Consider the following 26,721-nt stretch of genomic DNA (forward strand, 5'->3'; position numbering starts at 1 on the left):
AGGAGAAACGATGTCGTTCACCCCGGCCGAATCGGCCTATCTCGACGGCCAGACCTTCGCCCGGCTGGCGACCGTCGGCCCGGACGGCCCGCACGTCGTCCCCGTCGGTTTCCGGCACAACACCGAACTCGGCACCATCGACATCACCGGCCGGGATCTCGCGGCCAGCCGCAAGTTCCGGGACGTGCTGCGCGAACCGAGGGTCGCGCTGATCGTCGACGACGTCCCGCCGGGTTCGCCGCCGTCGCCTCGCGGTCTGGAGATCCGGGGCACGGCGGAGGCGCTGGGTACCGGGGACGCGGCGCTGATCCGCGTCCGGCCCCGCCGGGTCGCGGTCTGGGGGATCGACGCCCACTGGAGCGAGGGCGTCCGTAGCAGGGACCTCATCGTGAAGGAGCACAGCGCGTGATCGGCGAACTTCCCGCATTCCCCTGGTCGGCACTGATGCCCCTGCGCGCGTTGGCGGCGGAGCATCCCGACGGCATCGTCAACCTCGCCCTCGGCACCCCGGTCGATCCGTCGCCCGCGGTGGCGCGGGCCGCGCTGGCGGCGGCGGCCGACGCGCCGGGACATCCGGCGACCGAGGGCACACCCGAATTCCGGGAGGCGGCCACCCGCTACCTCAAACGGCGGCTCGGCGCGGAGGTCGCCGAAACGGCCGTGCTGCCCGCCGTCGGCACCAAGGAGCTGATCGCCTGGCTGCCCGCCGCGCTCGGTCTCGGCCCCGGCGACACGGTGGCCTACCCGCGGTTGTCGTTCCCCACCTACGACGTCAGCGCCCGGCTCGCCGGGGCGACCCCACTGGCGGTGGACCTGACCGCGGGGCCGCCCGCGTCCGCACCGAAGCTGCTCTGGCTGAATTCGCCGTCGAATCCGGACGGCCGGATCCTCACGGCGGCGGAATTGCGCGAATACGTCGAATGGGGCAGAAAGCACGGCGTGCTCGTGGTCAACGACGAGTGCTACATCGAACACGGCTGGACCGCCGAGCCGGTTTCGATCCTGCACCCCGACGTCAGCGGCCCCGGCCACGAGGGGGTGCTCGCGGTGCATTCGCTGTCCAAGCGGTCGAATATGGCCGGGTACCGCGCCGGATTCGTGGCGGGTGACGAACGGCTGGTGCGCACGCTGCTCGAGGTGCGACGGCACGCGGGGCTGATCGTGCCCGCCCCGATCGCGGCCGCGATGACCGCCGCGCTGAACGACGACGACCACGTGCACGAACAACGTCTCCGGTACGCCAAACGCCGGAAACTGCTGCTGGACGCCTTGCTCGGCCGCGGTTTCCGCGTCGACGGCTCGGCGGGGTCGCTGTTCCTGTGGGCGACCGAGGGCAGGCCGTGCTGGGACACCACGCGGAACCTGGCCGGACTGGGCATCCTGGTGGCACCGGGGGAGATCTACGGCCCGGCGGGGGAGAACCACGTCCGGCTCGCCCTCACCGCCACCGACGAGCGGATCGCGACGGCGGTGACCCGGTTGCGCCGGTGATCTCCCGTGTATCCCGATGATGTTACGATTTTGGCTTCACTGAGCCGAAATCCGGAGGCACCGAATGCTGCGAGGGCTGCTGCCGGGCACGACACCGCTGCGCACCTCAAGGGATTTCCGGCTGCTCTGGCTGTCCGGTTTCGTGACGTCGTTCGGGACCGTGCTCACCCTGCTGGCCATTCCGGTGCAGATCAAGGAGCTCACCGGCTCCCCGCTCGCCGTCGGCCTGATGGGCACGGTCGAGCTGGTGCCGATGGTCGTCTTCGGTCTCTACGGCGGTGCGCTCGCCGACGCGATCGACCGCCGCCTGATGGTGCTGTTCACCGAAATCGCGCTCGGCCTGCTCTCGGTGGGCCTGCTGCTGAACGTGCTGCTGGACCGGCCGCTGCTCTGGCCGCTCTACGTCGCCGTCGGCGCCGCGGCCGCCGTGGGCGGACTGCAGGGTCCGGCGATGACCGCGATCATCCCCCGGCTGGTGCCGCCCGAGCAGATGACCGAGGCGCTGGCGCTCAACTCGTTGCGCGCCAACACCTCGGCGATCGGCGGTACCGCGGTGGCCGGTGTGCTGATCTCCGTGCTCGGCCTGCGGGCGGCCTACCTGATCGACGTCGTCACCTTCGCGGTGTCGGCGCTGCTCATCTTCTGGGTCCGGCCGCAGCCGGTGGGCGAGCACGCGTCGCCGCCCTCGCTGCGTGCGATGTCCGAAGGTGTCCGTTATGCCCTCAGTCGTCCCCTGCTGGTGGGCAGTTACCTGGTGGACCTGGTGGCCACGGCGCTCGCGCTGCCGTTCGCGTTGTTCGCGTTCCTGGCGTCGGACATCGGCGCGCCGTGGGTCCTGGGCCTGATGTTCTCCGCGACCGCGGCCGGCGGCCTGATCGCGGCGGCGACCAGCGGCTGGTCGTCGCGGATCCGGCGGCACGGCGTCGCGATGCTCGTCGCGGCGGCGCTCTGGGGGGTGGCGATGATCGGGGTCGGGCTGAGCCCGTGGTGGTGGCTGACGCTGGTGATGCTCGCCTTCGGCGGCGCGGCCAACTTCGTCGCCGACCTTTTCCGCGGCACGCTGTGGAACCACGTGGTCCCGGACAGGCTGCGCGGCCGCCTCGCCGGGATCGAGATGCTGGTCGGCTCGGCCGGGCCGCAACTGGGTGACCTGCGGGCGGGCCTGTTCGGCGGGCTGCTCGGGATCCGGCGCGCGGTCTGGACCGGTGGGCTGGCGAGCGTGGCGGGCATCGGCCTGGTCGCGGCGGGCGCGCGTTCGCTCGTCCGGTACGAGTACCGGCGGGAAGAGTCGCCGACGCCGGCGACCTGACGCCGGTGGTGACGCCCGAGGGGCGGGGCGGCGGATCCACCCCCCGGGCGGGTTTCAGGCCGGGACGGGCAGCATGCCGGCGGCCCGCGCCTTGTTCACCGCGTCGATCCGGGAGACCGCGCTCAGTTTCACGAAGATGTTGCGGAGGTGGCGTTTGACCGTGCCGATGGTGATCCGGAGCCGGCTCGCGATCTCGGCGTTGCTCAGCGCCTCGGCGACCAGCAGGATGATCTCCCGCTCGCGGCTCGACAGTCCCAGCTCACGGGGACGCACGATCGACGCGATCCCGAGTCGTGAGGTCACGATGAACACCAGTTCGTGGTCTCCGCTCACCCCGCGGACCACGGAGACCAGGTGCTCCCCCGAAACGTCTTTCGGGAGGTACGCGCTGACGCCGGAGCCGAGGAAGGCTTCCGCGGCCCCGGGCTGCTCACTCTGGCTGAGCACCACCACGCGGTAGCCGTGCCGCTGGCGGAACAGCCGCGCGAGTCCCGCCGCCGTGGTCCGGTTCGGGGCCGCTTCCTCCATGCCGTACAGCACGACGTCGACGGGCTGGCGATGCAGGACTTCGATCGCCTGGTCCACGCTGCCCACGGCGGCGCACACGGCGAAGTTCTCCTCGGCGGCGAGGAAGGATTGCAGACCCATACGGAAGACCGGGTTCGGTTCGACGACCAGGATCCTCGTGGCGTTGTTTGCGTACGGCAAAACATCTCCTTCCGGTCAGGAACGAACACGCGGAGTCACTTTCGTGCCTGTCGGAAGGAATCATTCGGGGCGGAGCCTCCTGTGCCGCGCACCGTTTCTTTGTGGTTGCTCGAAACCGGATCAACCATTCTCGGAAAATGGTTGGATCGCAATTTTACCCCCAAGCAATGCCTTCAACCCCAGGAACGCAACTCCCCGTGTGCGCTTTTCTATCGGACGCCTCGGGGGGCTCGTAGCCGAGGTTAACGATTCGGCGAAGGCTTGGAATCGGCCATTGAGGTGACCCGGCCGCGCGCCGCGAGTAGTTGTCCTCAAGTGGACAAAGAGGACGAGTTTCGCTATTTGGCCCTGGCATTCTGGGCGATAAAGGAATAGGTAATGTATCCTTTACTCTGCCGCCTGCCTGCTGGGATTCATCCTCTTGCCCGACGATTAATCGCGAATCGAAGCCGGAGTCGCACGAGTGCCGAGAGTGATATTCGAATGCTGTTTCGGACGGTTTCCGTCATGATACGACGAATGGTCCACAGTGCGGGAAGATTATAGCACGCGAAGTATCCTTGTCGATCGCGGCGAATTCAGGTAATGCGACCCGGAGTGGTGAAAATTAATCTCGTGAATTAACGGCAAGCGGGTTGATGGTGGCGGGATCGTGTCGCTTTTCGTGCGTTTGCTCCCTTTGAGTGCCTTTCGTCCCGCTTCGGGCTTCCGGTCCGGCAAGTACGTGAAGGCCCCCTTCGCAGCGCTAGACGCAGTGAAGGGGGCCTTCACGTCGTGGTTCCTGGTTCGAGGGGGCCCGCAGGACCGTGGGCGCTTGAGCCCTGACGGAGGGGCCGCAGGGCAGCGCAGGTAGTCGACTAAATGCGCCCGGGCCTCAAGGCCGGTCCGGCGGCAGGGTCAGTGCCGAACGGTGGACGGCGTCCTGCCGCGAGGCCGCGCCCAGCTTCGCGACGATGTTGTGCACGTGCCGTTTGACGGTGCCGTCGCTCAGCTGCAGTGTCCTGGCGATCTGCCGGTTGGTCATCGACCGGGCCATGAGCCGGACGATCTCGCGCTCCCGCGGCGAGAGCACGGTGTGCTCACTGGTGAGCAACGAAGGCAGCGCGGCCTGAGGTGCGGAAACGAAGATCCATTCGTCGTTGTGCCCGATTTCCCTGATCACCGAGACCAGGTGGTCGTCGGTGACCTCTCTCGGCAGCCTGCCGCGGACCCCCGGCCGCAACAGCAGATGCGCCGCGGACGCGCGGGAGTGCCTGCCGACCAGCAGCAGCACCTGCTGGTCGGCGCGCGCGGCCAGGATCCGGTCCAGTTCGGCTTCGACGTCCGCGTCCGGGTCGTCGCTGCCCAGCAGCACGAGATCCGGCAGTTCCCGCATGATCGACGGGGCCGCGGCGGTCGCGTCGGCGGCCGTGCCGACCACCCGCAGCCCCGCGGAGTCGAGCAAGGACTTCAGGCCGCCGCGGAAGACGGGATTACCTTCGACGATCAGGACGCGCGTACCGGTTCTCATCGGCCCTCCCCGGGCAGCACACCTAGAGATCGAGCCGGATCCGGTACCGGTCCAGCCAGGAATTGAGCCACAGCGCCATCTCCAGTCCGCCGCGGTCGTAGGACCGGCTCTGCTCCCGCAGGGGACGGGCCAGCAGCGCGCGCACCCGTTCCCGGTCCAGCAGCGGCCGCACCGGCGCGTCCGGATCGGCGTCCACCCGCGCCAGCTCCTCCCGGAGCGCCTTCTCGTAGCCGACGTCCAGCGTGGCCGGGTACGGCGTCTTGGGCCGCTCCAGCACCGAACGGGGCAGGAGATCGGCGACGGCGGCGCGCAGCAGGCTCTTTTCCCTGCCGTCGAACGACTTCCACGCCCAGGGCACGGAGAACACATACTGCACCAGCCGGTGATCACAGAACGGGACGCGCACCTCCAGGCCCGCCGCCATGCTCATCCGGTCCTTGCGGTCCAGCAGGGTCTGCACGAAACGGGTCAGGTTGAGGTAGGACAGCTCGCGCATCCGCCGCGCCGTCCCGCTTTCCCCCGCCAGGCGCGGAACCTCGGCGAGCGCGTCGCGGTAGGCACCCTCGCGCCGGGACGGCAGGTCGAGTTTGGCGACCAGGCCGCGGTCCAGCAGCGACGTCCCGCCGAAGTAGCGCGCCGAACCCGAGGTGAGCCAAGGGAAGGTGTCGGCGCCGATCGCGTTCGGGTTGTGGAACCACCGGTAGCCGCCGAAGAGTTCGTCGGCGGATTCCCCGGAGAGGGCCACCGTCGCGTGCTTCCGGATCGCGCGGGAGAGCAGGTACAGCGAGGGCCACATGTCACCCCAGTACGCCGGCGGGAGGTCGACGGCCCCCAGGACTGCGTGCCGGACGGCCGGATCGGTCAGCCCGGCGCTGTCGAGGAGCACCTCGTGGTGTTCCGCGCCGACATGCGCGGCGACCTCCCTGGCGAACGGCGCGTCGGCGCCGCCCCGGACCGCGTCCGGGGTGAACACCGCGGCGGCGTCGGCGAAATCGACCGAGAACGAGCGGATCCTCCCGGTGCTGTGCCGCGCGGCGAGCGCGGTGATCGCCGACGAATCCAGCCCGCCCGACAGGAGTGTGCACAGCGGCACGTCGGACACCAGCTGGGATTCGACCGCGGCCGAAAGCAGTTCGCGCACCGTGGCGATCGTGGTGTCGAGGTCGTCCATGTGCTCCTCCGCCTGGAGCGCCCAGTAACGCCGTTGGACGGCTCCGGCGGTGTTGATCCGGAGCGTGTGGCCCGGCCGCAGTTCCGCGAGCGCCGAGAACACGGCGTGCCCGGGTGTCTTGACCATGTCCAGCGCTTCCGACAGCCCGTCGGCGTCGACGGTGCGCCGCACCGCCGGATGGGCGAGGACCGCCTTGGGCTCCGAACCGAACAGCACTCCGTCGGAGGTCCGGTGGTAGTACAGCGGTTTGACGCCCATCCGGTCGCGGACCAGCAGCAGTTCCCGGCGGCGGTGGTCCCACACCGCGAACGCGAACATCCCGTCGAGCCGCTCCGCGACGTCCTCGCCCCACCGGAGGTAGGCCTGCAGGACGACTTCGGTGTCGCCGCGGGTGCGGAACCGGTGGCCGTGGCCCTCCAGTTCCGTGCGGAGCGCGGCGAAGTTGTACACCTCGCCGCAAAAGGTGATGGTCGCCAGCGGCCGTCCGTCGGCGTGGGCCGTCATCGGCTGGGTGCTGCCCGCCGGGTCGAGCACCGCCAGCCGCCGGTGGCCCAGCGCCACCGGACCGTCGACGAACAGGCCCTCGTCGTCGGGGCCACGGCACGCCATGGTGGCGGTCATGGCCGCCAGCACGTCCCGGTGGCCCGCGAGATCCCGGTCGAAGCTCGCCCAGCCGGCGATTCCGCACATGTCGTTCCTTTCGGTGGCGCGAACAGGGTCAGCCGACCGCGCGGAGGCGTTCGTTGATCTCCGCGAGCAGCAGTCGCGGCGTCTTCGCGTTGGCGACGATGTCGTCCCCGACGGAGATGCCGTAGTCGCGTTCGACGCGGTTCACCGTGTTGAACATGGCGAGGGAGTCGTAGCCGAGTGCTTCGAACTCCATGTCCAGGATGTCGCCGGTGTAGTCGATCGATTCGTCTTCGCCCGCGCTCTCGCTCAGCAGGGCGAGCAGCTTGTCGAGGCTCAGGATGGTGGCCATGGGTACTCCTTGGGAAAAGGTTGTCCGGCCTGGACAGACAACCCTTTTCCCTTTGAGGGCCCTTAGAGCAGCTTCAGAGCGCCGCCGGGGCGGGCACCCGCCGCGGCGGCGGGCCCTGCACCGGCCGGTAGCCGGTGATCTCCGTCGACAGCAGGCCTTCGCCGTGGGACAGCCCCGGCAACTGCTGGTCGAACCGGTGTACCTCACCGGTCGGCAGGGTGCCGCCGAGTTCGGCCCTGGCGCCGCGGATGCTGGATTCCGTCACCAGGCCGCCGAATTCGACCAGCCGGGAGAGTGTCGCGCTCACCGCGTCGGCGGGCAGTTCGATCTCGAACCGGCTGACCGGCTCCAGTACCTCGGTCCCGGCCCGCCGCAGCGCTTCGGCGAAGGCCAGCGGGGCGACCTTGCGGAAGTCACCCGCGGCGCTGATCGGGCTGAAGTACCCGGTGCGGGTCACCGTCACCGCGCAGTCGACGACCTCCCAGCCGTGCAAGCCCTTCGACAGCGCCATCGCCACGGATTCCTCGATCCCCTTGTGGAACGCCAGCGGCAGGGAGCCGAGTTCGACGTCCAGCCCGAAGGTCAGGCCCGAACCCGGCGCACCCGGCCCGACCCGCAGCCCGAGTGTGGCGAAGAACGGGTTGCGGCCGTCACCGATCTCCCACACCGATTCGCCGACGCCGGTCGGCCGCTCGACACAGACGGTCTGCGTCCCGGTGAACTCGACGGCGAGCCCGCGTTGCTCGGCGAGGGTCTCCCGGATGACCTCCTTCTGCACCTCGCCGTAGAGCCGCACGGTGATCCGCCGCGTCTCGTCGTCCTGCGCGACGGTGATCAGCGGATCCAGTTCGGCGAGGTCCCGCAGGCCGGCGAACAGGGCCGGGGTGTCCGCCGGGTTCACCGGCCGCACCACGGTTTCCAGGCTGGGCGGGGGGAAATGCGCGGCTTCCGCCCTGCCGTCCTCGACGCCGATCCGGTCGCCGATCCGGATCTCCTTGAGCCCGCTGACCTTCGCGATCCGCCCTGGTCCGGCGGCGGATTCGACGGTGTCCAAACCCCGCTCGAAGACTCTCACCGCGGTGATCTTCCCGTCGAAAACGCGTAATCCGCCGGGGCCGGGCCGATGAAACCGGACGGTTTCCCGTGCGCGTAATTCGCCGGAGAAAACCCGGACATAAGCGATCTTTTCCCCGGCGTTACCCCGTTCGATCTTGAACACGCTCGCGCGTAATTCGCCGTCGGACGCCGTTTCGGTCGCGCCGCCGAGGAAGTCGCGGATTCCCGCGGTCACCTCGGCGACTCCGTCCCCGGTGCGGGCCGAACCGAAGAACACCGGGGAGACGAGGCCGCGCCGGGTCTGGCGGATCACTTCCGCCCGGTAGTCCTCCGCGGTCAGCGAGTTCTCGTTCTCGAGGTAGGCGGAGAGGAACGTGTCGCTGTGCTCGGCGAGTAATTCGGCGAGGGCAGGCGACGGTGTGAGCGGTTTCGGCACGCTACGCGCGTCGAGAGTGCCCAAACCGTCCACTTCGGACATCACGGCACAACTCAGGCCGAGACGTTCGGTCAGATCCGCGATCAGGCTCTCGTACCGGGCGCCGCCCCGGTCGATCTTGTTCACGAACACCAGGACGGGAATGCGCAGGCGCGCCACGGCGCGCATCAGCACCCTGGTCTGCGCCTGTACCCCTTCCACCGCGGAGACGACCAGGACCACGCCGTCGAGGACCCGCAGGGCGCGCTCGACTTCGGCGATGAAATCCGGGTGACCGGGGGTGTCGATCAGGTTGACGTGGACGTCGTCGAGCGCGAACGACACGACGGCCGAACGGATGGTGATACCGCGACGGCGTTCCATCTCCATCGAATCGGTCTGCGTGTCTCCGCTGTCGACACGGCCGATCCGGTCGATGACGCCGGCGTGATGGAGCAACCGCTCCGTGAGGCTGGTCTTACCGGCGTCGACGTGGGCGAGGATCCCGATGTTGACGTGCTGCATGGATGAATGGCTCCAGTGCTGTCGAAAGGTCCATACGACTGGGGGACTCGACAGCGCACCTCACACCATTCTCCTTTCAGCGGAACGTCATTCGATTCGCGATCTTACCAGCAGAACACCCCCGCCGGTGGTGCGTTCACTCGCCGCGCGCTCGAAGTCCTGTCGAAGGCGGGTTCCTAGCGTCCGAGGTCGAACCGACTCCGGAAGGTAGGCGCGATGCGAATTCTCTTTGTTGCCGCGGCAGGGGCGCACGTCCCGTGGATCGTCCCGCTGAGCTGGGCCTGCCAGCTGGCGGGGCACGAGGTGCGGGTCGCCGTCCGCCCGCTCGGCGTCCAGGCGCTGTCGAACGCCGGGCTGGCGGTGGTCCCGCTCGGTGACGAGAAGGCCATCCAAGAGGCCCAGAACCGGCACGCGGGTCTCGCGTACAAGGGCAGCCCGCGCACCCTCAAGGGCAACTGGGTCACCCAGCCGGATCTGCTCGACCCCGAACTGCGGGTCGACATGGCCAGCCGCATCCTCGCCGCGGCGGAAGGGCAGGCGGCCGACGCCGTCGAGTTCGCGCGGTCGTGGAAGCCGGATCTGGTGGTGCACGATTCGGCGGCGACCGTCGGCCTGGTGGCCGCGGCGGCGGCCGGGGTGCCCGCGATCGGCCACACCTTCGGCTTCGCGTTCGGGTTCGACTACCGTGCGCCGGAACTGACCGCGGTCTACGAACGCCTGTTCACCCCGCACGGTCTCCAGCCGGTCTTCGACGAGGCATACATCGACCCGTGCCTGCCGAGCCTCCGCGACCCGCACCGCATCCCGTGGGCGCCGATGCGCCTGGTGTCCTACAACGGGCCGCTGATCGAGCCGGACTGGCTCGTGCGGCGGGACGACCGCCCGCGCGTCGTCGTCACCCCCGGCCTCACCACCACGTTGCTGGACAAGCTGATCGGCCGGATCGTCGACGGCGTCGGCGGTCTCGGCGCGGAAGTGATCGTGGCGGTCGACCGTGCCTCGCGTGCGGGGATCGCCGCCCGCGACAACGTGCGGATCGTCGAGAACTTCCCGTTCAGCCTGCTGCTGCCGACCGCCGACGCGGTCGTCCATCACAGCGGCGTCGGCACCGGGATGAACACCGCGTCGAACGGGGTGCCGCAGGTCGTCATGCCGCAGAGCGCGGTGCAGGACTTCTGGGCCGAGAAGATCGTCGGCACCGGCGCGGGGATCTCCGTGCCGGACCCGGACACCGCCCCCGCCGACGCGATCGCCGACGCGGTCGGCGCGGTGCTCACCAAACCCGAGTACCGCGAGAGCGCGCAGGCCCTGAAGCGGGAGAACGAGGCCCAGCCGACGCCCGGCGCGCTGGTCGGACTGCTCGAAGAGTTCGCGCGGGGAGCCGACGCCTGCAACAGCCCGCTGGTCGTCACGGCGTGAGCGAAGGGAACGAGATGACCGAGTCCACCGAACGCCACGACGTCATCGTCATCGGCACGGGGCTGTCCGGGACGATGCTGTCGTCGATCCTGGCGCGCAAGGGTTTCTCGGTGCTGATGCTGGACGGCGCCCACCATCCGCGGTTCGCCGTCGGCGAGTCGACGATCGGGCAGACCCTGAGCGTGCTGAAGCTGATCGCGGCCCGCTACGACGTGCCGGAGATCGCCGATCTGGCGAGTTTCCAGACCGTGCAGTCCAAAATCAGCAGTTCGCACGGGGTGAAGAGCAACTTCGGGTTCGCGCTGCACCGGGACGGCGAGGAGCCGGATCCGCGCGAGACCAACATGTTCCGCATCCCGTCGGCGATGGGGCAGGCGGCGCACTTCTTCCGCCAGGACACCGACGCGTACATGCTGCACACCGCGATCCGCTACGGCTGCCGTGCCCGGCAGAACTACCGGGTGGACCGCATCGACCTCGGCGAGGACGAGGTCGTCGTGCACGGCGTCGACGGCAGCAGCCATCGCGGCCGCTACCTGGTCGACGCCAGCGGGTTCCGGTCGCCGCTCGCCGCGCAACTGAACCTGCGGGAGCGGCCCAGCAGGCTCAAGCACCACGCCCGCTCGCTCTTCACCCACATGATCGGCGTCCAGCCCGCCGACGACCACCTCGGCTTCGGCCCGGCGGATCAGCCGCCGGTCCCGTTCAACGAGGGCACCATGCACCACATGTTCGAACGGGGCTGGATGTGGATCATCCCGTTCGACAATCATCCCGGCGCGACGAATCCGTTGTGCAGCGTGGGTATCCAGCTCGACCCGCGCCGCTACCCCGCCCGCCCCGACCTGACCGCGGAGGAGGAGTTCTGGGCGCACGCCAACCGGTTCCCCGCGGTCGCCCGGCAGCTGGCCGGGGCGCGGACGGTCCGGGAATGGGTGCGCACCGACCGGATGCAGTACTCGTCGACGAAGACCGTCGGGCACCGCTGGTGCCTGATGTCGCACGCCGCGGGGTTCATCGACCCGCTCTTCTCCCGCGGCCTTTCCAACACCAGCGAGGTCATCAACGCGCTGGCGTGGCGGCTGATCGAGGCGCTGACCGAGGACGACTTCTCGGCCGACAGGTTCGAGTACGTCGAGACGCTCGAACAGGGCCTTCTCGACTACAACGACCGTCTCGTCAACGGTGCCTTCGTCGCCTTCGAGCACTACGACCTGTGGAACTCCCTGTTCCGTGTCTGGGCGGCGGGCAGTGTGCTCGGTGGCAAGTATGTGCTGAACGCGTTGCGTGCGGCACGGAGCGCCGGGTCCGACGCGCCGCTGCGCGCGCTGGACGACACGAAGTACCCCGGCCTGTGGTGCCCGACGGACTTCTACGCCGAATTGTTCGAGGACGTCGTCTCCGCGTGCGAACGGGTGGACGCCGGTTCGCTCGCCGCGGAGGAGGCAGCGGCGACGCTCGCCGCGAAGGTCCGCGCCGCGGACTGGATGCTGCCGCCGCTCGACTTCAACCGTCCCGAGGTCCGGTTCATCGACCCGACCGAGGAACGGATGGCGTTGATCGGTGACTGGGCGGCCGCGCATCCGCGGCCGGAGATCCGCGAGTTGCTCGCGGCAGCCGTCCCGACGCACTGAAGTGCTCACCCGGCCGGCCGCCGGTCCTGCCAGGGACCGGCGGCCGGCCTTTCGTTTCCCTTTGACACGTAAGGAGAACTCGGATGACCGACTATCAGGTGGTGGTCGCGGGCTGCGGCCCCGTCGGCGCCTTCCTCGCCGCCGAACTCCGGCTGGCCGGGGCTTCGGTGGTGGTACTCGAACGGCTCGCCGAACCGGATCCGCACTCGCGGGCGTTCCGGCTGCAGACCCGGACTCTGGAGCTGCTCGACCACCGCGGTCTCCTCGGCCGCTTCGAGGCCACGGCGATCAAGATCCCGAAAACGCATTTCGCCGCCATCCGCCCGCCGCTGCTGGACCTCGACCGGCTCGACAGCGAGCATCCGTTCACCCTCGGCATCCCGCAGGCCCGGACCGAGGCCTACCTCGAGGAACACGCCCGCGGCCTCGGCGCGGAGATCCGGCGCGGGCACGAGATCACCGGGCTCGACCAGGACGACGCGGGCGTCCGGATCGCGGTGAGCGGCCCGGACGGCGACTACGAGCTCACCGCCGGATACCTGGTCGGCTGCGACGGCGGGCGCAGCACCGTGCGCAAACTCGCCGGTATCGGATTCCCCGGCCGCGCGGGTCAGGTTTCCGCGTTGCTCGGTGATGTCACGCTCGACGCGCCGGACGAGTTCCCGTCCGGGATCCCCGGCACGGTACGCACGCCGGACGGGCTGGTCATGGCCGTCGGCATGCCCGGCGAGGGCATCCGGGTCTTCACCTGCGAATTCGGCCGTGAGGTGCCCGGCAGGGACGTCCCGGTGACCTTGGAGGAACTGCGTGCCGCGGTGCGCCGCGTGACCGGCCGCGACATCGGGATGAGCGAGCCGACGTGGCTGGCCCGGTTCACCGACGCTTCGCGGCTGGCGGACTCCTACCGGAAGGGACGGGTGTTCCTCGCCGGCGACGCGGCGCACGTCCACTTCCCGATCGGCGCGCAGGGACTCAACCTCGGCCTGCAGGACGCGATGAACCTCGGCTGGAAGCTGGGCGCGCGGCTGACCGGCACGGCGGGGGAGGAGCTGCTGGACACCTACGACCGGGAACGCCGTCCCGCGGCGGAGCGCGTCATCCTGGAGACCCGGGCACAGCTGGCGCTGATGGATCCGGCCGAGACCATCGACCCGGTGCGGGAACTGTTCCGCGAACTGCTCGCGATCGAGGAGGTGAACCTGCACCTTTCGCGGCTGCTCACCGGCCTCGACGCGCGGTATCCGGCGCCGGAGGGCGCGCATCGGCTGGTGGGCGGGCTCGTCCCGCCGGTGGCGCTGGACGGCGGGGTGCGGGTGGCCGAACTGCTGCGTTCGGCGCGGCCGGTGCTGCTCGATCTGACCGGGCGGTTCCCGGTGCCGGAAGGCTGGGCGGACCGGGTCGAGCGGGTCGAGCACAAGGCGGCGGAGGGTGCCGGCCCCGCCGCGATCCTGATCCGCCCGGACGGGTACGTGGCGTGGGCGGCGGAGGAGGGTGACGGCGACCAGGGCCTCGCCGAGGCACTGACGACCTGGTTCGGAACTCGGTGAGCTGACTTTCCCCACGCGCTCGGCCGCACTGCCAGGAACTTGAGGTCGGAAGCTTGGTCTTGTCAAGGTGTTTGCCCAGCTTGAGAGCTTTCCCCGGTGGCGACGGCCCGATGCGGATGGCGGTCGGCCGACGGCGAAGTGTCGTCAGTCCGTGAAGGCCTCCTTCCCTACTCTGAAGGTCAAGGTTCCGGCAAAGTCGCAGAGCGCTGCTGGTCAGTGCTGCTCTTGTCGCTGCCGGCAGGGTCCGGTCTGGCGATCCGAGTTACTCGGGAGGTCTGGGCCCGGTCGGCAGGAGGCGTCTCGTAGGGACCCTTTGAGACGTTCAGCGTCTCAAAGGGGGCCTTTGGGACGCTGCCGTTGCCGTGCTTCTCAAGTACGTCGGCGAAATGTCTCCAATGTGGCATTGGGGACACTCAGCGTCCCCAATGCCACATTGGAGACACGGGCAGGCGCCTACCTTCGCCTCGTCGCCCGACAAAAGGAAGGCCGCCTCACCGGTGGGGGATCCGGCGAGGCGGCCTTCTTCATGGGTGTCCTCTGTGGACAGTACACACAGGAGGGACACGGGTCCGGGCTCAGACGTCGATCTCGACGTCCTCGTCGACCTTGATGTTCTTCAGCAGCAAGCTGATCAGGAGACCGGCGGCGACCACCGGGACGGTCCAGAGGAAGACCTCGGAGATCGCGTCCGCGTACGCCTGGTGCACTAGCGCCTGGGTCTGCGGCGAGAGCGAGCCGAGCGAATCCGCCGACGCGGTCTTCTCGGTCAGCCCCACCGTGGCCAGCCGCGAGCCGAGCCAGCCCGAGAACAGCGCGGCCATCACGGCGAACCCGACCGCGCCGCCGATCCGCTGGGAGAACGTCCCCGCCGCGACCGCGGCGCCCATGTCGGCCTCGGGCGCGGTCACCTGGATCGCCACCAGCAGCGGCTGCATGCACAGCCCGATCGCGATCCCGAACAGCGCCATGTACGCCATCAGCAGGAACTGGCTGGTGTCCGGGGTCATGCTCGCGAACAGCAGGAGCGAAACGACGCCGAGTGCGGTGCCGAGCACCGGGGCCCATTTGTACCGCCGCCACTTGGTGATCAGGTTGCCGCTGACCGTCGAGACCACCATCAGGGCGAGGATGTTCGGCAGCTGCAGCAACGCGGTGTTCGTCGCGGTGCGCCCCATGGCCAGCTGGACGAACAGCGGCACGAAGGCCGGGACGACGGTGGCCCAGGTGTGCACGAAGACGTTGGCCAGGCAGGCGAGCGTGACCGACGAGACCTTGAACATCCGCGGCGGCATGATCGGTTCCGGCGCCGTCAGCTGCCTCGCCACGAACAGCACCAGCAGGACCGCGGACGCGCCGATGAGCAGCAGAATCGTGGAGGAGCCCCAGTCGTACTCGCCGCCGCCCCACGAGGTGACCAGCGTGATCGCCACGACCAGACCGGCCAGCAGGGCGAAGCCGAGGAAGTCGATCGGCCGGTCGGACCGCTTGGGCGGCAGCTTGAGCGCGCGGAAGATCGCCACCAGTGCGATCAGGCCGAGCGGCAGGTTGATGTAGAAGATCCAGCGCCAGGACAGCGCGTCGGTGAGCAGGCCGCCCAGCAGTGGTCCGGCGATCGCGCCGACACCGAGCACGCTGCCGAACATGCCCATGTACTTGCCGCGGTCGGCGGGCGGGACGACCTCCGCGATCACCGTGATCGTCAGCACCGTCAACCCGCCGGCACCGATCCCTTGCACGGCACGGAAAGCCACGAGCTGGAACATGGTCTGGGCCAGTCCGCTGAGCGCGGAACCGAGGAGGAAGGTGCTCAGCGCGAACAGGTACAGCCGTCGCGTGCCGAACATGTCGGAAAGCTTGCCGTACAACGGCGTGGTGACGCCCGCGACGATCACATAGGTGTTGAAGAGCCAGGAAAGGTAGGGAAGGCCGTCGAGTTCGCCGACGATCTTCGGCGCCGCCGTCGACACGATCGTCAGGTCCAGCGCGCTGAGGACCATGCACACCATGATCGAGACGACGATGACGCGGAGCTGACCTCCCTGGAGTCTGCCCGGCTGCGCTTCTTGCTCTGTGGCCATTGCGGTGCCTTCCGGTGGATGAGGGCATGGTCGGGCGCCGGCCCTCCGTGCGAAGGGCCGGGAAGTGCGGTGGAGCTCAGAGACCGCGCTCGAGCAGGTCCAGTGCTTCGTCGACGAGGTCTTCGACGGTCTTGCCCGGAACCGACCACGAAGCCCGTGCCGCGCAGTGCATCGCGCCGAACACCGACGTCACGAGCAGGCTCGGGTAGATCGGATGCGGGGAGTCGTCGCCGAGTCGCGCGGTGACGGCGTCGATCAAGGCCGGGAAGATCTCTTCTTCGTCTTCGGGTTGAGCCAGGGTGAGCAGTTCCGGATGCCGTTGCCAGAGTTCGAGTTCCTCCGGCGACGGCGCGTACGAATCGGCGATCTGCCTCGCCACGCCCCGCAACGACCGCAACGGCGACTCGTCCGCGGGCTGGGCGTTGAACAGGTCCAGCAGTTCCTGTGCCGTCCAGTTGCTGTCCGGCGTCAACGCTTCTTCCTTGCTGGAGAAGTAGTTGAAGAACGTCCGCGGGGCGATGTCGGCCGCCGTGCTGATGGCGTCGACCGTCACCTCGCCGGGACCGCTCGCCAGTGCGAGCCGGACGGCGGCCATCTTGATCTCGTGCCGTTTCCGGGCACGATGACGTTCCCTGCGGGACATGGATTGCACAGTATGCCAACTTTGCACGGTCTGCAAGTTAGGATTCGGGGAGTACGTCAGCTTCCCGTACCGCCAGTGCTCAGCCTTCGGTGGCATGGGTGAGCGCCACCGCCATCGTGTCCTCCTCGGCGGGCCACGTGCCGTAGCGGCGTCGCCAGTACAAGAGCGGGCCCCGCGCCTCGTGCGCCGCGCCCTGCGTGATCGCGCCGAGCACCACGACGTGATCGCCCGCCTCCACCGTCCGGACGACCTGGCATTCGGCGTGCGCGACGGTGTCCCACGGCAACCAGGGGAGTCCCGAGCGCGGCTGGGCCTCCCAGGGCACGGAGGCGAACCGGTCGCCGGTGCGGGAGGCGAACAACGCGGAGGTCTCCGCACTGTTGTCGCGGAGGAAGTTGACCACGAACCCGCCGCGTTCGACCAGGGCGGCGAGTACGGAACTGGCGCGGTGCAGGCAGACCAGCAACAGCGGCGGCTCCTGCGAAACACTGCAGGCGGCACTGCACGTGACGCCGACGGGCGCGCCCGCACTGTCCAAAGTGGTCACCACGGTGACGCCGGAGGGGAACGCGCTCATGATCGACCGGAAGGTCTCCGGATCGACGACCTGTGTGGGAAAAGGGGTTTCCGTCATACCGCCCACGGTGCCCATCCGGTTTCGAGGGTGGGTGGTGCGGGTCTCGTGAGTGGTAATGACGGTTATATTGTGAGGTAAGGCAAACGTGGCGTGATCGACTCGATGCCGTGAAGGTCCCCTTGCCTACCCTCAAGGTAGTAAAGGAGGCCTTCACTACTTGGCGACCTACGTGGGACTCTCTCACGAGACCGGGGCCGGTCCACAAAGGACGGTTTGCGGCGACTCGGTGTCCGGTTGATGCCTAAAGGCACGTTCCTGAACGGGGTCGTGAGTGGCAAAGAGCGTTCTAACGCTCCTTGCCACTCACGACCACCTCGCGAAACCGCACAAACGACCCAAGTCGGACACTTGTCTTCAGAAAAGTGTCTCTCGGGGCCGTGGCCCGGCTTCTGCCAGCCAGTCCGGACGCTCGCCGGGGCACGACATCTTTGCCTTACCCCTCAAATAGCCGTCATTACCACTCACGAGAACCAGCGCGGTCCGGTCCTACAACGGCGGCCCGAACCAGGTCCGGAGAGCCGCGTCGAGGCCCGCTCCGTCCTCGGCCGGATCGCCTGCCCAGCAGACGTATCCGTCCGGCCGGACGAGCATCGCCGGCCCCTCGACCTCTCCTTCGACGACCGCCACCCGGTCCTTCCACTTCTCCGCGGAAGCCCCGGTCAGCACGCCGAGGCCGTCGTGGAAGTACTCGCTGAGCCGCCGGACGCCGTCCGGGGTCCGCACGTCCAGATCGGGCATGCGCGCCCCGGTGAGGGGATGCTCGCCGGGCAGGTCGTACCGCACGTCGAGCGCCGAGCCGAGGCCGGTGAAGTAGCGGTTGACCTGGTCGATGCGCAGCAGATCGGTGAAGGTCTCCCGGACGGCGTCGAGGCGGGGATCGGGGTCGAACAGCGCGCACTGGGTCCGGGTGTTGCGCAACACCGTGCGCCCCACCGGATGCCGCTCGGTGTGGTAACTGTCGAGCAGCGCGCCGTCGCCCCAGCCGTTCACCACCGCCGCGAGTTTCCAGCCGAGGTTCATCGCGTCCTGCAGGCCCATGTTGAGCCCCGGCCCGCCCGACGGGAAGTGCACGTGGGCGGCGTCGCCCGCGAGCAGGACCCGGCCTTCCCGGTATCGCTCGGCCTGGCGGGAGACGTCGGTCAGGCGCGTGAGCCACTGGATCCCGGTCAGACCGCAGTCGTGGCCGACGAGTTCGGTGATCGCCGCGCGCATCTCCTCCTCGGTCACCGGCCGGTCGCGATCCGGCCAGACGTGGTCGTAGCGGAACACCATGGCGCGGTAGACGCCGGGTTCGAACAGCGGCACCGCCGAGAACCACGCCCGCAGATCGCGCCGGATGACGCCGTACGGGCGCAACGGGCCCATGCCCTCACCCTCGGGCAGCTCGCCCGAGAACTCGGCGTCGGCCATGAGTACGGCCAGCCCCGGTTCCTGTCCGGGGAAAGGGATCCCGGCCAGTTTGCGGGTCCGGCTGCGGCCACCGTCGCAGCCGACGACGTAGCCCGCCCGCACCCGGTATTCGCCATCGGGCCCGGTGATGGTGGCCGTGACGCCGTCCTCGTCCTGCGCCAGCGCGGTGAGTTCGTGCCCGCGGCGGATCTCGGTGCCCAGTTCCTCGGCGCGTGCGGTGAGGAGGCGTTCCGTGTCGACCTGTTTCTGGTACAGGCCATAGGGATGCCGGGTTTCCAGCGATTTGTAGTTCAGTCCGACCGGCAGGCTGGCGAAGTGCCCGCCCGAAAGCAGCGGGGCGCCCTCCAGGAACCGGTCGTGGATGCCGCGCAGTTCGAGGAGTTCGATGCTGCGGGCGTGGATGCCCAGCGCCTTCGAGAACGGGTAGGGCCGTGCCAGTCGTTCGACGACCAGCGGGCGGACCCCGGCCAGCCGCAGTTCGGCGGCGAGCATCATTCCGGTCGGCCCGCCGCCGACCACCAGGACGTCGTAGTCCACTTCGCTCCCTCAGTTCGGTTTGACCGCGATCACGAAGTGGTCGCGCGTGATGGTGTCGGTCCGGAAGGCGCGTTCGTTCCGGAAACCGGCCGCCGCCAGCCATTCCCGGCAGTCCTCGACGCTGTACTGCGAGTTGTCGTCGCGGATGATCGCGCTGTTGATGCGCTGCAGCAACGTGTCGAGCCGTTCGTCGGCGCGGTCGATCATCGCGTCGTAGACGACGATCGTCCCGCCGGGCGGAAGTGCCGCGTACGCGCGGTCGATCAGGTCGAGCCGCGATTCGGTGGGCCAGTCGGCGAGGACGTGACCCAGGATCAGGACGTCCACCGCGGGCATCAGCTGGGTGAAGAAGTCGCCGCCGGTGAACTTCACCCGGTCGGCGACGCCGAGATCCTTGAGCAGTTCGTCCGCCAGCGGCGCCAGTCCCGGCAGGTCGAAGACCTCGCCGGTCAGATGCGGGTGGGCGAGCGCGATCCGCGCCGCGACGTTGCCCCGTGCGCCGCCGATGTCGGCGAAGCTGCGATAGCGGCTCCAGTCGATCTCACGGGCGAGCTCGTCGCCGGTGAACCCGTTGTGCGCGTCCATATGCGCCATCACGTGCCGGGCCTTGTCGAGATCCTGGTACACCGTCGGGTAGGCGGCGGGGCCGAGACCCGCCACCGGGGACGTCGCCTTGCCCTCCCGCAGCGCTTCGGTGAGTTTGCCCCACGCGTGGTAGTGCATGTTCGCGTGCTGTTTGGCGGTGCCGCCCAGATACGTCGGGGCGCCGGGGACGAGGAACTCCGAGGCCAGGTCACTGTTGCGGTAGCCGGTACCGTCCCTTTCGAGCAGGCCGAGTTCGCACAGGACGTCCAGGAATTCCGGGAACAGCCGGTGTTTCACGCCGAGCGCGAGACGGACGGATTCGGCGGTGGCCGGGGCTTCGGCGAGCAGTTCGAACACGCCGAGTTCCACCGCGCTCTGCATCGCCTTCGCCCGGAAATAGGCGGTGTTCAGCTCGATCACCGCTCGGGCACGAGCCACGGCGGTCGTGGTTTCTTCGGGCATGGAAGCACCTTTCCGCTGGCCGGCGCGGCGGGAACCACGCCGTGGACGGCGTTCACCGTGACAGCGCCGGTTCGTGCGGCCGTCGAGCGCGCCGCGTCCAAGGCGAGTCGAAGCCCGTACGAGCGCGGGCGCGCATCCTCGGCCGGTACCAGCGGCAGAGAGAGGTGGCGGATGCGGCGAGCGCGACGAGTGGTGGTGACCGGGATCGGGGTGGTGGCCCCGGGCGGGATCGGCACCCGGAACTACTGGGATCTCCTGACCGCCGGAAGAACGGCCACCAGGACCATTTCCCTGTTCGACGCCGGCCCTTTCCGGTCGAGGGTGGCCGCGGAATGCGACTTCGACCCGGTGGCGGCCGGACTGAGCCGTCGTCAGATCCGGGCGTGGGACCGGACGACGCAGTTCGCCGTCGTCGCCGCGCGTGAGGCGCTGGCCGACAGCGGGCTCGACGGCGCGGTGACGCCCGAACGCACCGGCGTGATGGTCGGTACCGCGTGCGGGATGACGATCAGCCTCGACCGGGAGTACGCGATCGTCAGCGACGAGGGGAGCGGCTGGCTGGTCGACGACCGGCACGGCGCGCCCTATCTGTACGACTACTTCGTGCCGTCTTCGATGGCGAAGGAGATCGCTTGGGAGACCGACGCGCAGGGCCCGGTCGGCATCGTCTCCACCGGCTGCACCTCGGGGATCGACGTCCTGATCCACGCGAGTGACCTGATCGCCGACGGCGCGGCCGACGTCATGGTCGCCGGCGCCTCCGACGCGGCGATCTCCCCGATCACCGTGGCCTGTTTCGACGCGATCAAGGCCACCACGCCGCGCAACGACGATCCGGCGACCGCGTCCCGGCCGTTCGACCGCACCCGCAACGGGTTCGCCCTCGCCGAGGGGGCGGCACTGCTCGTACTGGAGGAGTACGAACACGCCCGGCGCCGCGGTGCGCACATCTACGCCGAGATCGCGGGGCACGCGTCCCGCAGCAACGCCTATTCGATGACCGGCCTCCGGCCCGACGGCGTGGAACTCGCCGACGCGATCACTTCGGCCATGGACATGGCGCGGCTCGACCCGGCCGCCCTCGACTACGTCAACGCGCACGGTTCCGCGACCAAACAGAACGATCTGCACGAAACGGCGGCGTACAAACGGAGTCTCGGCCGGCACGCGTACCGCGTGCCGGTCAGTTCGATCAAGTCCATGATCGGGCATTCGCTCGGCGCCGTCTGCGCGCTGGAGGTGGTCGCCTGCGCGCTCGCCATCGAGCATTCGGTGATCCCGCCGACGGCCAACCTGACCGAGCCCGACCCCGAACTCGATCTCGACTACGTGCCGGTGACCGCTCGCGAGCAGCGGACTAACGCGGTGTTGAGCGTGTCGAGCGGCTTCGGCGGCTTCCAGAGCGCGATGGTCCTCACCCGCCCCTGAGCTGAAGGGAACTTTCCCCGCATGCGACGCGGTGAAGGGCGCTTTCCCCGCATCAGATGCGGGGAAAGCGCCCTTCAGCTCCAGGGGTCACGGAAGGGACTGGAGCAGGTGCTCGGCCGAACGCGGGCGCGCGACGCCGACCAGCACGTCGTGATGCAGCTGGTGCAGGGGCTGTGAGGGCTCGATGCCCAGCTCGCGGTCGAGAGTGCGCTGCAGGCGCTGGTAGGTCTCGAGCGCGTCCGCCCGCCGCCCGACGGCGTGCAGCGCCACGATGAGCTGTTCGTGCAGCCATTCGTCGTACGGATGCGCGTGGGTCAGGAAGCGCAGCTCCGGGATCAGTTCGCGATAACGCCCCAGATGCGCGTCGGCAAGTGTCCGCATGCGCAGCGCGCGCATCCTGATCTCGTCGAGATGCGTGATGTAGGGCGTGAGCACCGGGCCCGCCGGGATGTCCGAAAGCACCGGTCCGCGCCACAAGGCCAGAGCCGCGCGGAGCCGGTCGGCCGCCCGCACCGCGTCACCGGCGACCAGCGCGGCCCCGCCTTCCTCGGTCAGCCGCTCGAAGACGAACGTGTCGATCTCCGACGGGTCGGCGTGCAGGACGTAGCCGGGAGCGCGGGTGGTGATGAACGGACCGGAAAACCTTGACCGGTACCGTTTTCGGAGCTGGTAGATGTAGGTCTGCGCGGTGGTGAGCGCGCTGCGCGGCGGCTGTTCACCCCACAGTTCGTCGATGATGGCGGACCGGTCGACGACCTGGTTCGCCCGCAGCAGCAATTGGGCCAGTGTCCACCGGATCTTGGTGGCCGAAGGCAGGTCGAGTTCTCCGTCGAAGTGGACCTCGAGCGGTCCCAGCAAGGTGAAGATCATGGCTCCTTGCTACCCGCCCCGACCGCGCTTCCGGAAGCGAAATCGCCTTAAGTGGCAGGGAAAACGGGCTCGCCGACGAGTCCGCATCCGTCCGGGGGAACAGTCCGCCTCAACCCCGGGGTACCCCTCGCGCGGCCCGGCGGCGGGGCATCCGGGAATGCCCCGCCGCCCGCTCAGTCCGCGTCGACGAGCGCGACCGCGCGTGCCCAGCCCGCACCCGCGCCCGCGAGCTTCACCGGCAGGCAGCTGACGGTGAACCCGGTCGGCGCGGGCAGCGCGGCGAGATTGGCCAGCCGCTCGATCTGGCAGTACTCGCGTTCCCTGCCGAGGAAATGTGACGGCCACAGCACACCGTCGTCCCCGGTCCGCTGGTACTCGCGGATCATGTGACCGAACGGCGCGTCGAGACTGAACGCGTCGGTGCCGATCACCCGCACGCCCAGGTCGAGCAGGAACGCCGTGGCCGACCGGTCGAGCCCGGTGAAATCGGTGAAATAGGCCGGGGTACCGGACCGGACGTCCGCACCGGTGCGCAGCAGCACGATCTCGCCGGGACCCGGGGTGTGCCCGATGTCCGCACAGGCGCGGCGCAGGCGGGCGGCGTCGACCGTGCCGGTGCCCGCGTCGCTGATGTCGAGCAGCACCCCCGGCCCGATGAACCATTCGAGCGGTAGTTCGTCGATGTGGCGCGGAGTCCCGTACGACGTCTTCGTGCCGTAGTGCGACGGTGCGTCCACGTGGGTGCCGGTGTGCGTGGTCAGCGTCATCGTGTCGAGGCTGAGCAACTCGCCGTCGGGCAGCACGGCCGGATCGAAGTCGAGTCCGTGGTTGTCCCGCATGCCTTCGGCCATGTGCGCGGCGCCTTCGGCCGGGGAAAGCACCTCGTGCACGACGGGGTTCGGTTCCCAGACCTTCGCGTCGACGGGCGTCGAGAGATCGATGATCCGCACGTCAGACCTCCTCGGTCCGGATGGCTTTCGCCTGCCGCAGGCCGACGTCGCGCAGGACGGTGGTCAGCTCCGCGGTCACCGAACCCTTCGCCGCCAGATGGCCGTCCGGCCTGATCAGCGCGAACCCGCCGGCCGGGATCCCGACCGTGGTCCGCACCGCGCGGCCGGGGTCGGTGAGCGGTTTCGCCCGGCAGACCGGGACCGGCGCCGCCGACAGCGTGCGGACCGAGACGCCCGCCCCGTGCCCGTCGATGACGTCGTCGAGCACGGCGGCCACGGCCGCGTCCTGCCCGGCGTCGGCCAGCAGCGTCCACCGGGGGTCGGTGAGTTCCGCGCCGAGCGCCCGCCAGCCGGGATGCGCGGCGGCCTCCCGCTCCGACCAGGCGACGCGGTGGCCCGGCCGCAGCCCGGTCCCGTCCCCGGCGGCCAGGCTGAGCGGGCTGCCGGCGTAGTCCAGCGCCAGTCCGGACATGGTGGTCATGATCTTGCGTTCGACCCGCCTTTTCAGCGGCTTCACCAGGTTCAGGAACCCCAAGCCGAGCGGCAGGGCGACCGGCGCGACGGCGTTGCGCAGGGCGATCAGCGCGGTCGCGGTGCGCGTGGTGCGCAACAGCGTCTCGCCGACCGGCGCCCGCTCGTGCTGGTAGCTGTCCAGCAGTTCCTCGCTCGCGTGCCCGCGGATGACGTCGGCGAGCTTCCACGCGAGGTTGTACGCGTCCTGGACGCCGGTGTTCATACCCTGTCCCGACGCCGGGCTGTGCACGTGCGCCGCGTCGCCCGCGACGAAGCACCGGCCCTCGCGCATCCGGTCGATCATGCGCTGCTGGATGGTGAACACCGAAACCCACGTCGGCAGCTCCACGCGGACCTCGCGGCCGAGCGCCCGGGTGATCTTGGCCCGGAACCGTTCGGCGACCTGGCGGGGGTCGGCGGACTGGGCGGTGTCGGCGGTGTCGACCAGCCGCCACTTGCCGGGAGCGGGGAACGGCACCATCAGCACCGTGCCGTCGTCGCCGTGGATCCAGTGCAGGCTGTCGCGCGGCAGGTCGGCGTCGAGGACGGCGTCGGCGATCAGCCACGTCTCCGTCGACTCGCCCGCCAGCTTCAGCCCGAGGGCACGGCGGACCGTGCTGTGCCCGCCGTCGGCCCCGATCAGCCACGGGACGACGCACCGCTCTTCCCGGCCGGAGGCGTGCCGCAGCCAACCGGTCACCTCGTTCGCGTCCTGTTCGAGGCGGGTCAGTTCGACCCCCCATTCGACTTCGACGCCGTGCCCGGCCAGCGCGGTCCGGAGCACCTCCTCGGTGAGGACCTGGTCGATCTGCAGGGTGAAGGGGTACCGGGTGGGCAGGTGGTCGTACCCGCTGCCGAACCGGATCATCGCGCGGCCGTTGCGGTGCATGGTGAAACCGTCGACACGCTGTCCTCGGCCGAGGATCTCCCCGGCCAGGCCCATCTGTTCGTAGATCTCGAGGGTGCGGGCGTGGGTGGCGGTCGCGCGGCTGGTCACCGCGGGGCCGTCGGCGCGGTCGACCACGCGGACCCGCACCCCGCGCCGGGTGAGTTCGAGCGCGGCGGTGAGGCCGACCGGTCCCGCACCGGCCACGAGGACGTCTGGGATCTGCTCCATCAGCGGTTCACTCCTTCTCCGGGCAACCACGGGAGAGTCCAAGGCCGGCTTCGATTCCCGGACGCCGCTCGTTCGAGCAGCGGCTCGGCGGTCACTCGAACCGCGGCCGAACGCCTTGCCGCACCGTCGATCCGACCAAGTCCGGAAAGGAGCCGACTCGATGCCGGAAGAGGAGCACGGGGTGGTGGCGGGTCCGCCGCTCGCGGTACTGGGCGCGCTGCCCGGCGGGCCGCGGGTCGAGCAGCTGCTCGAACGGGCGGTGGGCGCCGCGCCCGGCAGGCTCGCGGTCGCCTCGCTCACCTACGCCGAACTCGACCGGGCCTCGACCCGGTTCGCGCTGGCACTGCGGGCGATGGGGATCGGGCCGGGTGACGTCGTGGCCCTGCCGATGGCACTCGACCGGCGGTTCGCCATCGGGTTCTTCGGGATCGCGAAGGCGGGTGCGGTGAGCGCGCTCGTCAATCCGCTGCTGCGGGAAGAGGCGCTCGCGCACGTGCTGGCGCTCTGCGGGGCGAGGACGGCGTTCGTCACCGAAGGCCAGCACCGGGTGCTCGCGGCGGTCCGCGATCGGTTGCCCGCACTGGAGAACGTCTTCCTGCTCGGCGACGGCGCGGTGACCGGTCTGTCCTCAATGGACGATCTGATCGCCGCGGCCCCCGAGGCGGTGCTGCCGGAACCCTCCGCCGGGCCGGACGATCTCGCCTGCCTGCAGTTCACCAGCGGCACCACCGGACCGGCCAAGGCGGTGCGGCTCAGCCACCGGAACCTCACCGTCAACGCGGCGCAGACCGCGTGGTGCCACCGGTTGTCGGCGGATTCGGTACTGGTGAACCACTTGCCGACCTTTCACCTGATGCACCTGACGATCGGCGTCACCGTCGCGGCCCGGCACGTGCTGTGTCCCGGAGACGACCTCCTCGGGGCGATCGCGACGGCGCGGGCCGAAGGCGGGACGCATTTCTACAGCCTGCCGGTGCGGCTGGCCAGGCTGGCCGCCCGGCCGGAGCTGCCCACGCTGCGGGTGCCGTCGCTCCAGGCGATCCTCTCCGGCGGTTCGGCGATGCCGCCGTCCGCGACGGACACCCTGTCCGCCGCGTTCGGCGTGCCGGTCGTCCAGGGTTTCGGGCTGGCCGAGACGGCGCCGTCGACCCACCTCGGCAGTCTCGACCGGCCCAAGACGGGCTCGTCCGGACCGCCCGTCCCCGGCACGTTCGCCCGCGTCGTCGACCTCGACACCGGGGTGCCGCTCGAACCGGGCTCGAACGGGGAGATCCAGGTCCGCGGCCCGCAGCTGATGCTCGGCTACCTCGGCCGGGACGCGGCCGAGGATCTGCCCGGCGGCTGGCTCGCCACCGGCGACGTCGGCCATCACGACGAGGACGGCTACCTGTTCGTCGTGGACCGGATCAAGGACGTCTTCAAATGCGACAACTGGCTGGTGACCCCCAGCGAGATCGAGAAGGTACTGCTCCGGCATCCCGGGGTCGCCGACTGCGTCGTCCTCGACCTGCCCCACGAATTCAGCGGGGCGGTCGCGCACGCCGTCGTCGTCCCCTCGGCCGAACCGGCCACGGCCGGGGAACTGGCGACCTTCGTCAACACCCGGCTGCCCTACTACGAACACCTGCACGGAGTCCATTTCGCCGACTCGGTCCACCGGTCGCCGACGGGCAAGGTGCAGCGGCGTGATCTGCGAGAACAGTTGATGGCGAAGACAAGGAGCTAGC

21 protein-coding genes are annotated in these 26,721 nt (G+C 69.5%); 8 read left to right on the top strand and 13 right to left on the bottom strand.

Annotated elements, in window-relative coordinates; translation table 11 throughout:
- The first annotated feature begins 10 nt into the window (after positions 1–10).
- The 3 genes from L324_RS15670 to L324_RS15680 all read left to right on the top strand — a co-directional run bounded on the left by L324_RS15670 (position 11) and on the right by L324_RS15680 (position 2,800).
- Positions 11–409 (top strand): PPOX class F420-dependent oxidoreductase, encoded by a 399-nt coding sequence (locus L324_RS15670; protein WP_037307990.1) that lies wholly within the window; start codon positions 11–13, stop codon positions 407–409.
- Positions 406–1,491: a succinyldiaminopimelate transaminase gene (dapC, locus tag L324_RS15675; protein WP_037307993.1), complete on the top strand. Its 1,086-nt coding sequence runs from the start codon at positions 406–408 to the stop codon at positions 1,489–1,491. The genes L324_RS15670 and dapC overlap by 4 nt, the downstream gene beginning before the upstream one ends.
- A 64-nt stretch (positions 1,492–1,555) precedes the next feature.
- The gene (locus tag L324_RS15680; RefSeq protein WP_037307996.1) at positions 1,556–2,800 is read left to right on the top strand and encodes an MFS transporter; all 1,245 of its coding nucleotides are present in this window, start codon (positions 1,556–1,558) and stop codon (positions 2,798–2,800) included.
- A gap of 54 nt (positions 2,801–2,854) precedes the next feature.
- Here the strand turns inward: L324_RS15680 and L324_RS15685 are convergent, their stop codons facing one another.
- From L324_RS15685 to L324_RS15705, 5 genes are all read right to left on the bottom strand, one after another.
- Positions 2,855–3,508 (bottom strand): response regulator transcription factor, encoded by a 654-nt coding sequence (locus L324_RS15685; protein ID WP_037307999.1) that lies wholly within the window; start codon positions 3,506–3,508, stop codon positions 2,855–2,857.
- A gap of 874 nt (positions 3,509–4,382) precedes the next feature.
- Positions 4,383–5,018 carry a response regulator transcription factor gene (locus L324_RS15690; protein ID WP_037308002.1) on the bottom strand — a complete coding sequence of 212 codons (636 nt, stop codon included), beginning with the start codon at positions 5,016–5,018 and terminating at the stop codon, positions 4,383–4,385.
- A 22-nt stretch (positions 5,019–5,040) separates the two neighbouring features.
- Positions 5,041–6,879, bottom strand: a complete 1,839-nt coding sequence (gene asnB, locus L324_RS15695; RefSeq protein ID WP_037308005.1) for an asparagine synthase (glutamine-hydrolyzing) — start codon at positions 6,877–6,879, stop codon at positions 5,041–5,043.
- Positions 6,880–6,907: 28 nt separating this feature from the next.
- Positions 6,908–7,168 carry an acyl carrier protein gene (locus L324_RS15700; protein ID WP_037308008.1) on the bottom strand — a complete coding sequence of 87 codons (261 nt, stop codon included), beginning with the start codon at positions 7,166–7,168 and terminating at the stop codon, positions 6,908–6,910.
- Between the two features lie 73 nt (positions 7,169–7,241).
- A complete protein-coding gene (locus L324_RS15705; protein WP_037308011.1) occupies positions 7,242–9,164 on the bottom strand; it encodes an elongation factor G in 1,923 nt (640 codons plus the stop codon).
- A gap of 216 nt (positions 9,165–9,380) precedes the next feature.
- On the opposite strand from L324_RS15705, the gene L324_RS15710 reads away from it, so the two are divergent.
- The 3 genes from L324_RS15710 to L324_RS15720 all read left to right on the top strand — a co-directional run bounded on the left by L324_RS15710 (position 9,381) and on the right by L324_RS15720 (position 13,764).
- Positions 9,381–10,583 (top strand): nucleotide disphospho-sugar-binding domain-containing protein, encoded by a 1,203-nt coding sequence (locus L324_RS15710; RefSeq protein WP_081736350.1) that lies wholly within the window; start codon positions 9,381–9,383, stop codon positions 10,581–10,583.
- 14 nt (positions 10,584–10,597) lie between these two features.
- Positions 10,598–12,217, top strand: coding sequence for an NAD(P)/FAD-dependent oxidoreductase (locus L324_RS15715; protein WP_037308122.1), 1,620 nt, complete (start codon positions 10,598–10,600; stop codon positions 12,215–12,217).
- Positions 12,218–12,300: 83 nt separating this feature from the next.
- Positions 12,301–13,764: an FAD-dependent monooxygenase gene (locus L324_RS15720; RefSeq protein WP_037308015.1), complete on the top strand. Its 1,464-nt coding sequence runs from the start codon at positions 12,301–12,303 to the stop codon at positions 13,762–13,764.
- Between the two features lie 575 nt (positions 13,765–14,339).
- On the opposite strand, the gene L324_RS15725 is transcribed toward L324_RS15720, so the two are convergent.
- From L324_RS15725 to L324_RS15745, 5 genes are all read right to left on the bottom strand, one after another.
- The gene (locus tag L324_RS15725; RefSeq protein ID WP_037308125.1) at positions 14,340–15,842 is read right to left on the bottom strand and encodes an MDR family MFS transporter; all 1,503 of its coding nucleotides are present in this window, start codon (positions 15,840–15,842) and stop codon (positions 14,340–14,342) included.
- 76 nt (positions 15,843–15,918) lie between these two features.
- The gene (locus tag L324_RS15730; RefSeq protein ID WP_161780861.1) at positions 15,919–16,485 is read right to left on the bottom strand and encodes a TetR/AcrR family transcriptional regulator; all 567 of its coding nucleotides are present in this window, start codon (positions 16,483–16,485) and stop codon (positions 15,919–15,921) included.
- A gap of 79 nt (positions 16,486–16,564) precedes the next feature.
- The gene (locus L324_RS15735; RefSeq protein ID WP_037308128.1) at positions 16,565–17,119 is read right to left on the bottom strand and encodes a flavin reductase family protein; all 555 of its coding nucleotides are present in this window, start codon (positions 17,117–17,119) and stop codon (positions 16,565–16,567) included.
- Positions 17,120–17,608: 489 nt separating this feature from the next.
- Positions 17,609–19,069 carry an FAD-dependent monooxygenase gene (locus tag L324_RS15740; RefSeq protein WP_037308017.1) on the bottom strand — a complete coding sequence of 487 codons (1,461 nt, stop codon included), beginning with the start codon at positions 19,067–19,069 and terminating at the stop codon, positions 17,609–17,611.
- A 9-nt stretch (positions 19,070–19,078) separates the two neighbouring features.
- The gene (locus tag L324_RS15745) at positions 19,079–20,116 is read right to left on the bottom strand and encodes a methyltransferase (protein ID WP_051173917.1); all 1,038 of its coding nucleotides are present in this window, start codon (positions 20,114–20,116) and stop codon (positions 19,079–19,081) included.
- A 171-nt stretch (positions 20,117–20,287) separates the two neighbouring features.
- Between L324_RS15745 and L324_RS15750 the strand changes: the two genes are divergently transcribed.
- A complete protein-coding gene (locus L324_RS15750) occupies positions 20,288–21,544 on the top strand; it encodes a beta-ketoacyl-[acyl-carrier-protein] synthase family protein (RefSeq protein ID WP_037308019.1) in 1,257 nt (418 codons plus the stop codon).
- Positions 21,545–21,631: 87 nt separating this feature from the next.
- Here L324_RS15750 and L324_RS15755 read toward each other — a convergent pair whose 3' ends face one another.
- From L324_RS15755 to L324_RS15765, 3 genes are all read right to left on the bottom strand, one after another.
- On the bottom strand, positions 21,632–22,414 hold the full coding sequence (locus tag L324_RS15755; RefSeq protein ID WP_051173918.1) for an AfsR/SARP family transcriptional regulator: 783 nt from the start codon (positions 22,412–22,414) through the stop codon (positions 21,632–21,634).
- A 173-nt stretch (positions 22,415–22,587) separates the two neighbouring features.
- Positions 22,588–23,364 (bottom strand): cyclase family protein, encoded by a 777-nt coding sequence (locus L324_RS15760; protein ID WP_037308022.1) that lies wholly within the window; start codon positions 23,362–23,364, stop codon positions 22,588–22,590.
- Position 23,365: 1 nt separating this feature from the next.
- The gene (locus tag L324_RS15765) at positions 23,366–24,994 is read right to left on the bottom strand and encodes an FAD-dependent oxidoreductase (protein ID WP_037308025.1); all 1,629 of its coding nucleotides are present in this window, start codon (positions 24,992–24,994) and stop codon (positions 23,366–23,368) included.
- A gap of 160 nt (positions 24,995–25,154) precedes the next feature.
- On the opposite strand from L324_RS15765, the gene L324_RS15770 reads away from it, so the two are divergent.
- On the top strand, positions 25,155–26,720 hold the full coding sequence (locus tag L324_RS15770; protein WP_051173919.1) for a class I adenylate-forming enzyme family protein: 1,566 nt from the start codon (positions 25,155–25,157) through the stop codon (positions 26,718–26,720).
- The last annotated feature ends 1 nt before the right edge of the window (position 26,721 follow it).

The sequence above is a fragment of the Amycolatopsis orientalis DSM 40040 = KCTC 9412 genome, from assembly GCF_000478275.1.
GTDB lineage: Bacteria > Actinomycetota > Actinomycetes > Mycobacteriales > Pseudonocardiaceae > Amycolatopsis > Amycolatopsis orientalis.

Bases quoted from the DNA above. Each gene is read 5' to 3' on its own strand.
- L324_RS15670 (WP_037307990.1), top strand. From the start codon at position 11: ATGTCGTTCACCCCGGCCGAATCGGCCTATCTCGACGGCCAGACCTTC.
- L324_RS15680 (WP_037307996.1), top strand. From the start codon at position 1,556: ATGCTGCGAGGGCTGCTGCCGGGCACGACACCGCTGCGCACCTCAAGG.
- L324_RS15690 (WP_037308002.1), bottom strand. From the start codon at position 5,018: ATGAGAACCGGTACGCGCGTCCTGATCGTCGAAGGTAATCCCGTCTTC.
- asnB (WP_037308005.1), bottom strand. From the start codon at position 6,879: ATGTGCGGAATCGCCGGCTGGGCGAGCTTCGACCGGGATCTCGCGGGC.
- L324_RS15700 (WP_037308008.1), bottom strand. From the start codon at position 7,168: ATGGCCACCATCCTGAGCCTCGACAAGCTGCTCGCCCTGCTGAGCGAG.
- L324_RS15705 (WP_037308011.1), bottom strand. From the start codon at position 9,164: ATGCAGCACGTCAACATCGGGATCCTCGCCCACGTCGACGCCGGTAAG.
- L324_RS15710 (WP_081736350.1), top strand. From the start codon at position 9,381: ATGCGAATTCTCTTTGTTGCCGCGGCAGGGGCGCACGTCCCGTGGATC.
- L324_RS15715 (WP_037308122.1), top strand. From the start codon at position 10,598: ATGACCGAGTCCACCGAACGCCACGACGTCATCGTCATCGGCACGGGG.
- L324_RS15720 (WP_037308015.1), top strand. From the start codon at position 12,301: ATGACCGACTATCAGGTGGTGGTCGCGGGCTGCGGCCCCGTCGGCGCC.
- L324_RS15725 (WP_037308125.1), bottom strand. From the start codon at position 15,842: ATGGCCACAGAGCAAGAAGCGCAGCCGGGCAGACTCCAGGGAGGTCAG.
- L324_RS15730 (WP_161780861.1), bottom strand. From the start codon at position 16,485: ATGTCCCGCAGGGAACGTCATCGTGCCCGGAAACGGCACGAGATCAAG.
- L324_RS15735 (WP_037308128.1), bottom strand. From the start codon at position 17,119: ATGACGGAAACCCCTTTTCCCACACAGGTCGTCGATCCGGAGACCTTC.
- L324_RS15745 (WP_051173917.1), bottom strand. From the start codon at position 20,116: ATGCCCGAAGAAACCACGACCGCCGTGGCTCGTGCCCGAGCGGTGATC.
- L324_RS15750 (WP_037308019.1), top strand. From the start codon at position 20,288: ATGCGGCGAGCGCGACGAGTGGTGGTGACCGGGATCGGGGTGGTGGCC.
- L324_RS15755 (WP_051173918.1), bottom strand. From the start codon at position 22,414: ATGATCTTCACCTTGCTGGGACCGCTCGAGGTCCACTTCGACGGAGAA.
- L324_RS15765 (WP_037308025.1), bottom strand. From the start codon at position 24,994: ATGGAGCAGATCCCAGACGTCCTCGTGGCCGGTGCGGGACCGGTCGGC.
- L324_RS15770 (WP_051173919.1), top strand. From the start codon at position 25,155: ATGCCGGAAGAGGAGCACGGGGTGGTGGCGGGTCCGCCGCTCGCGGTA.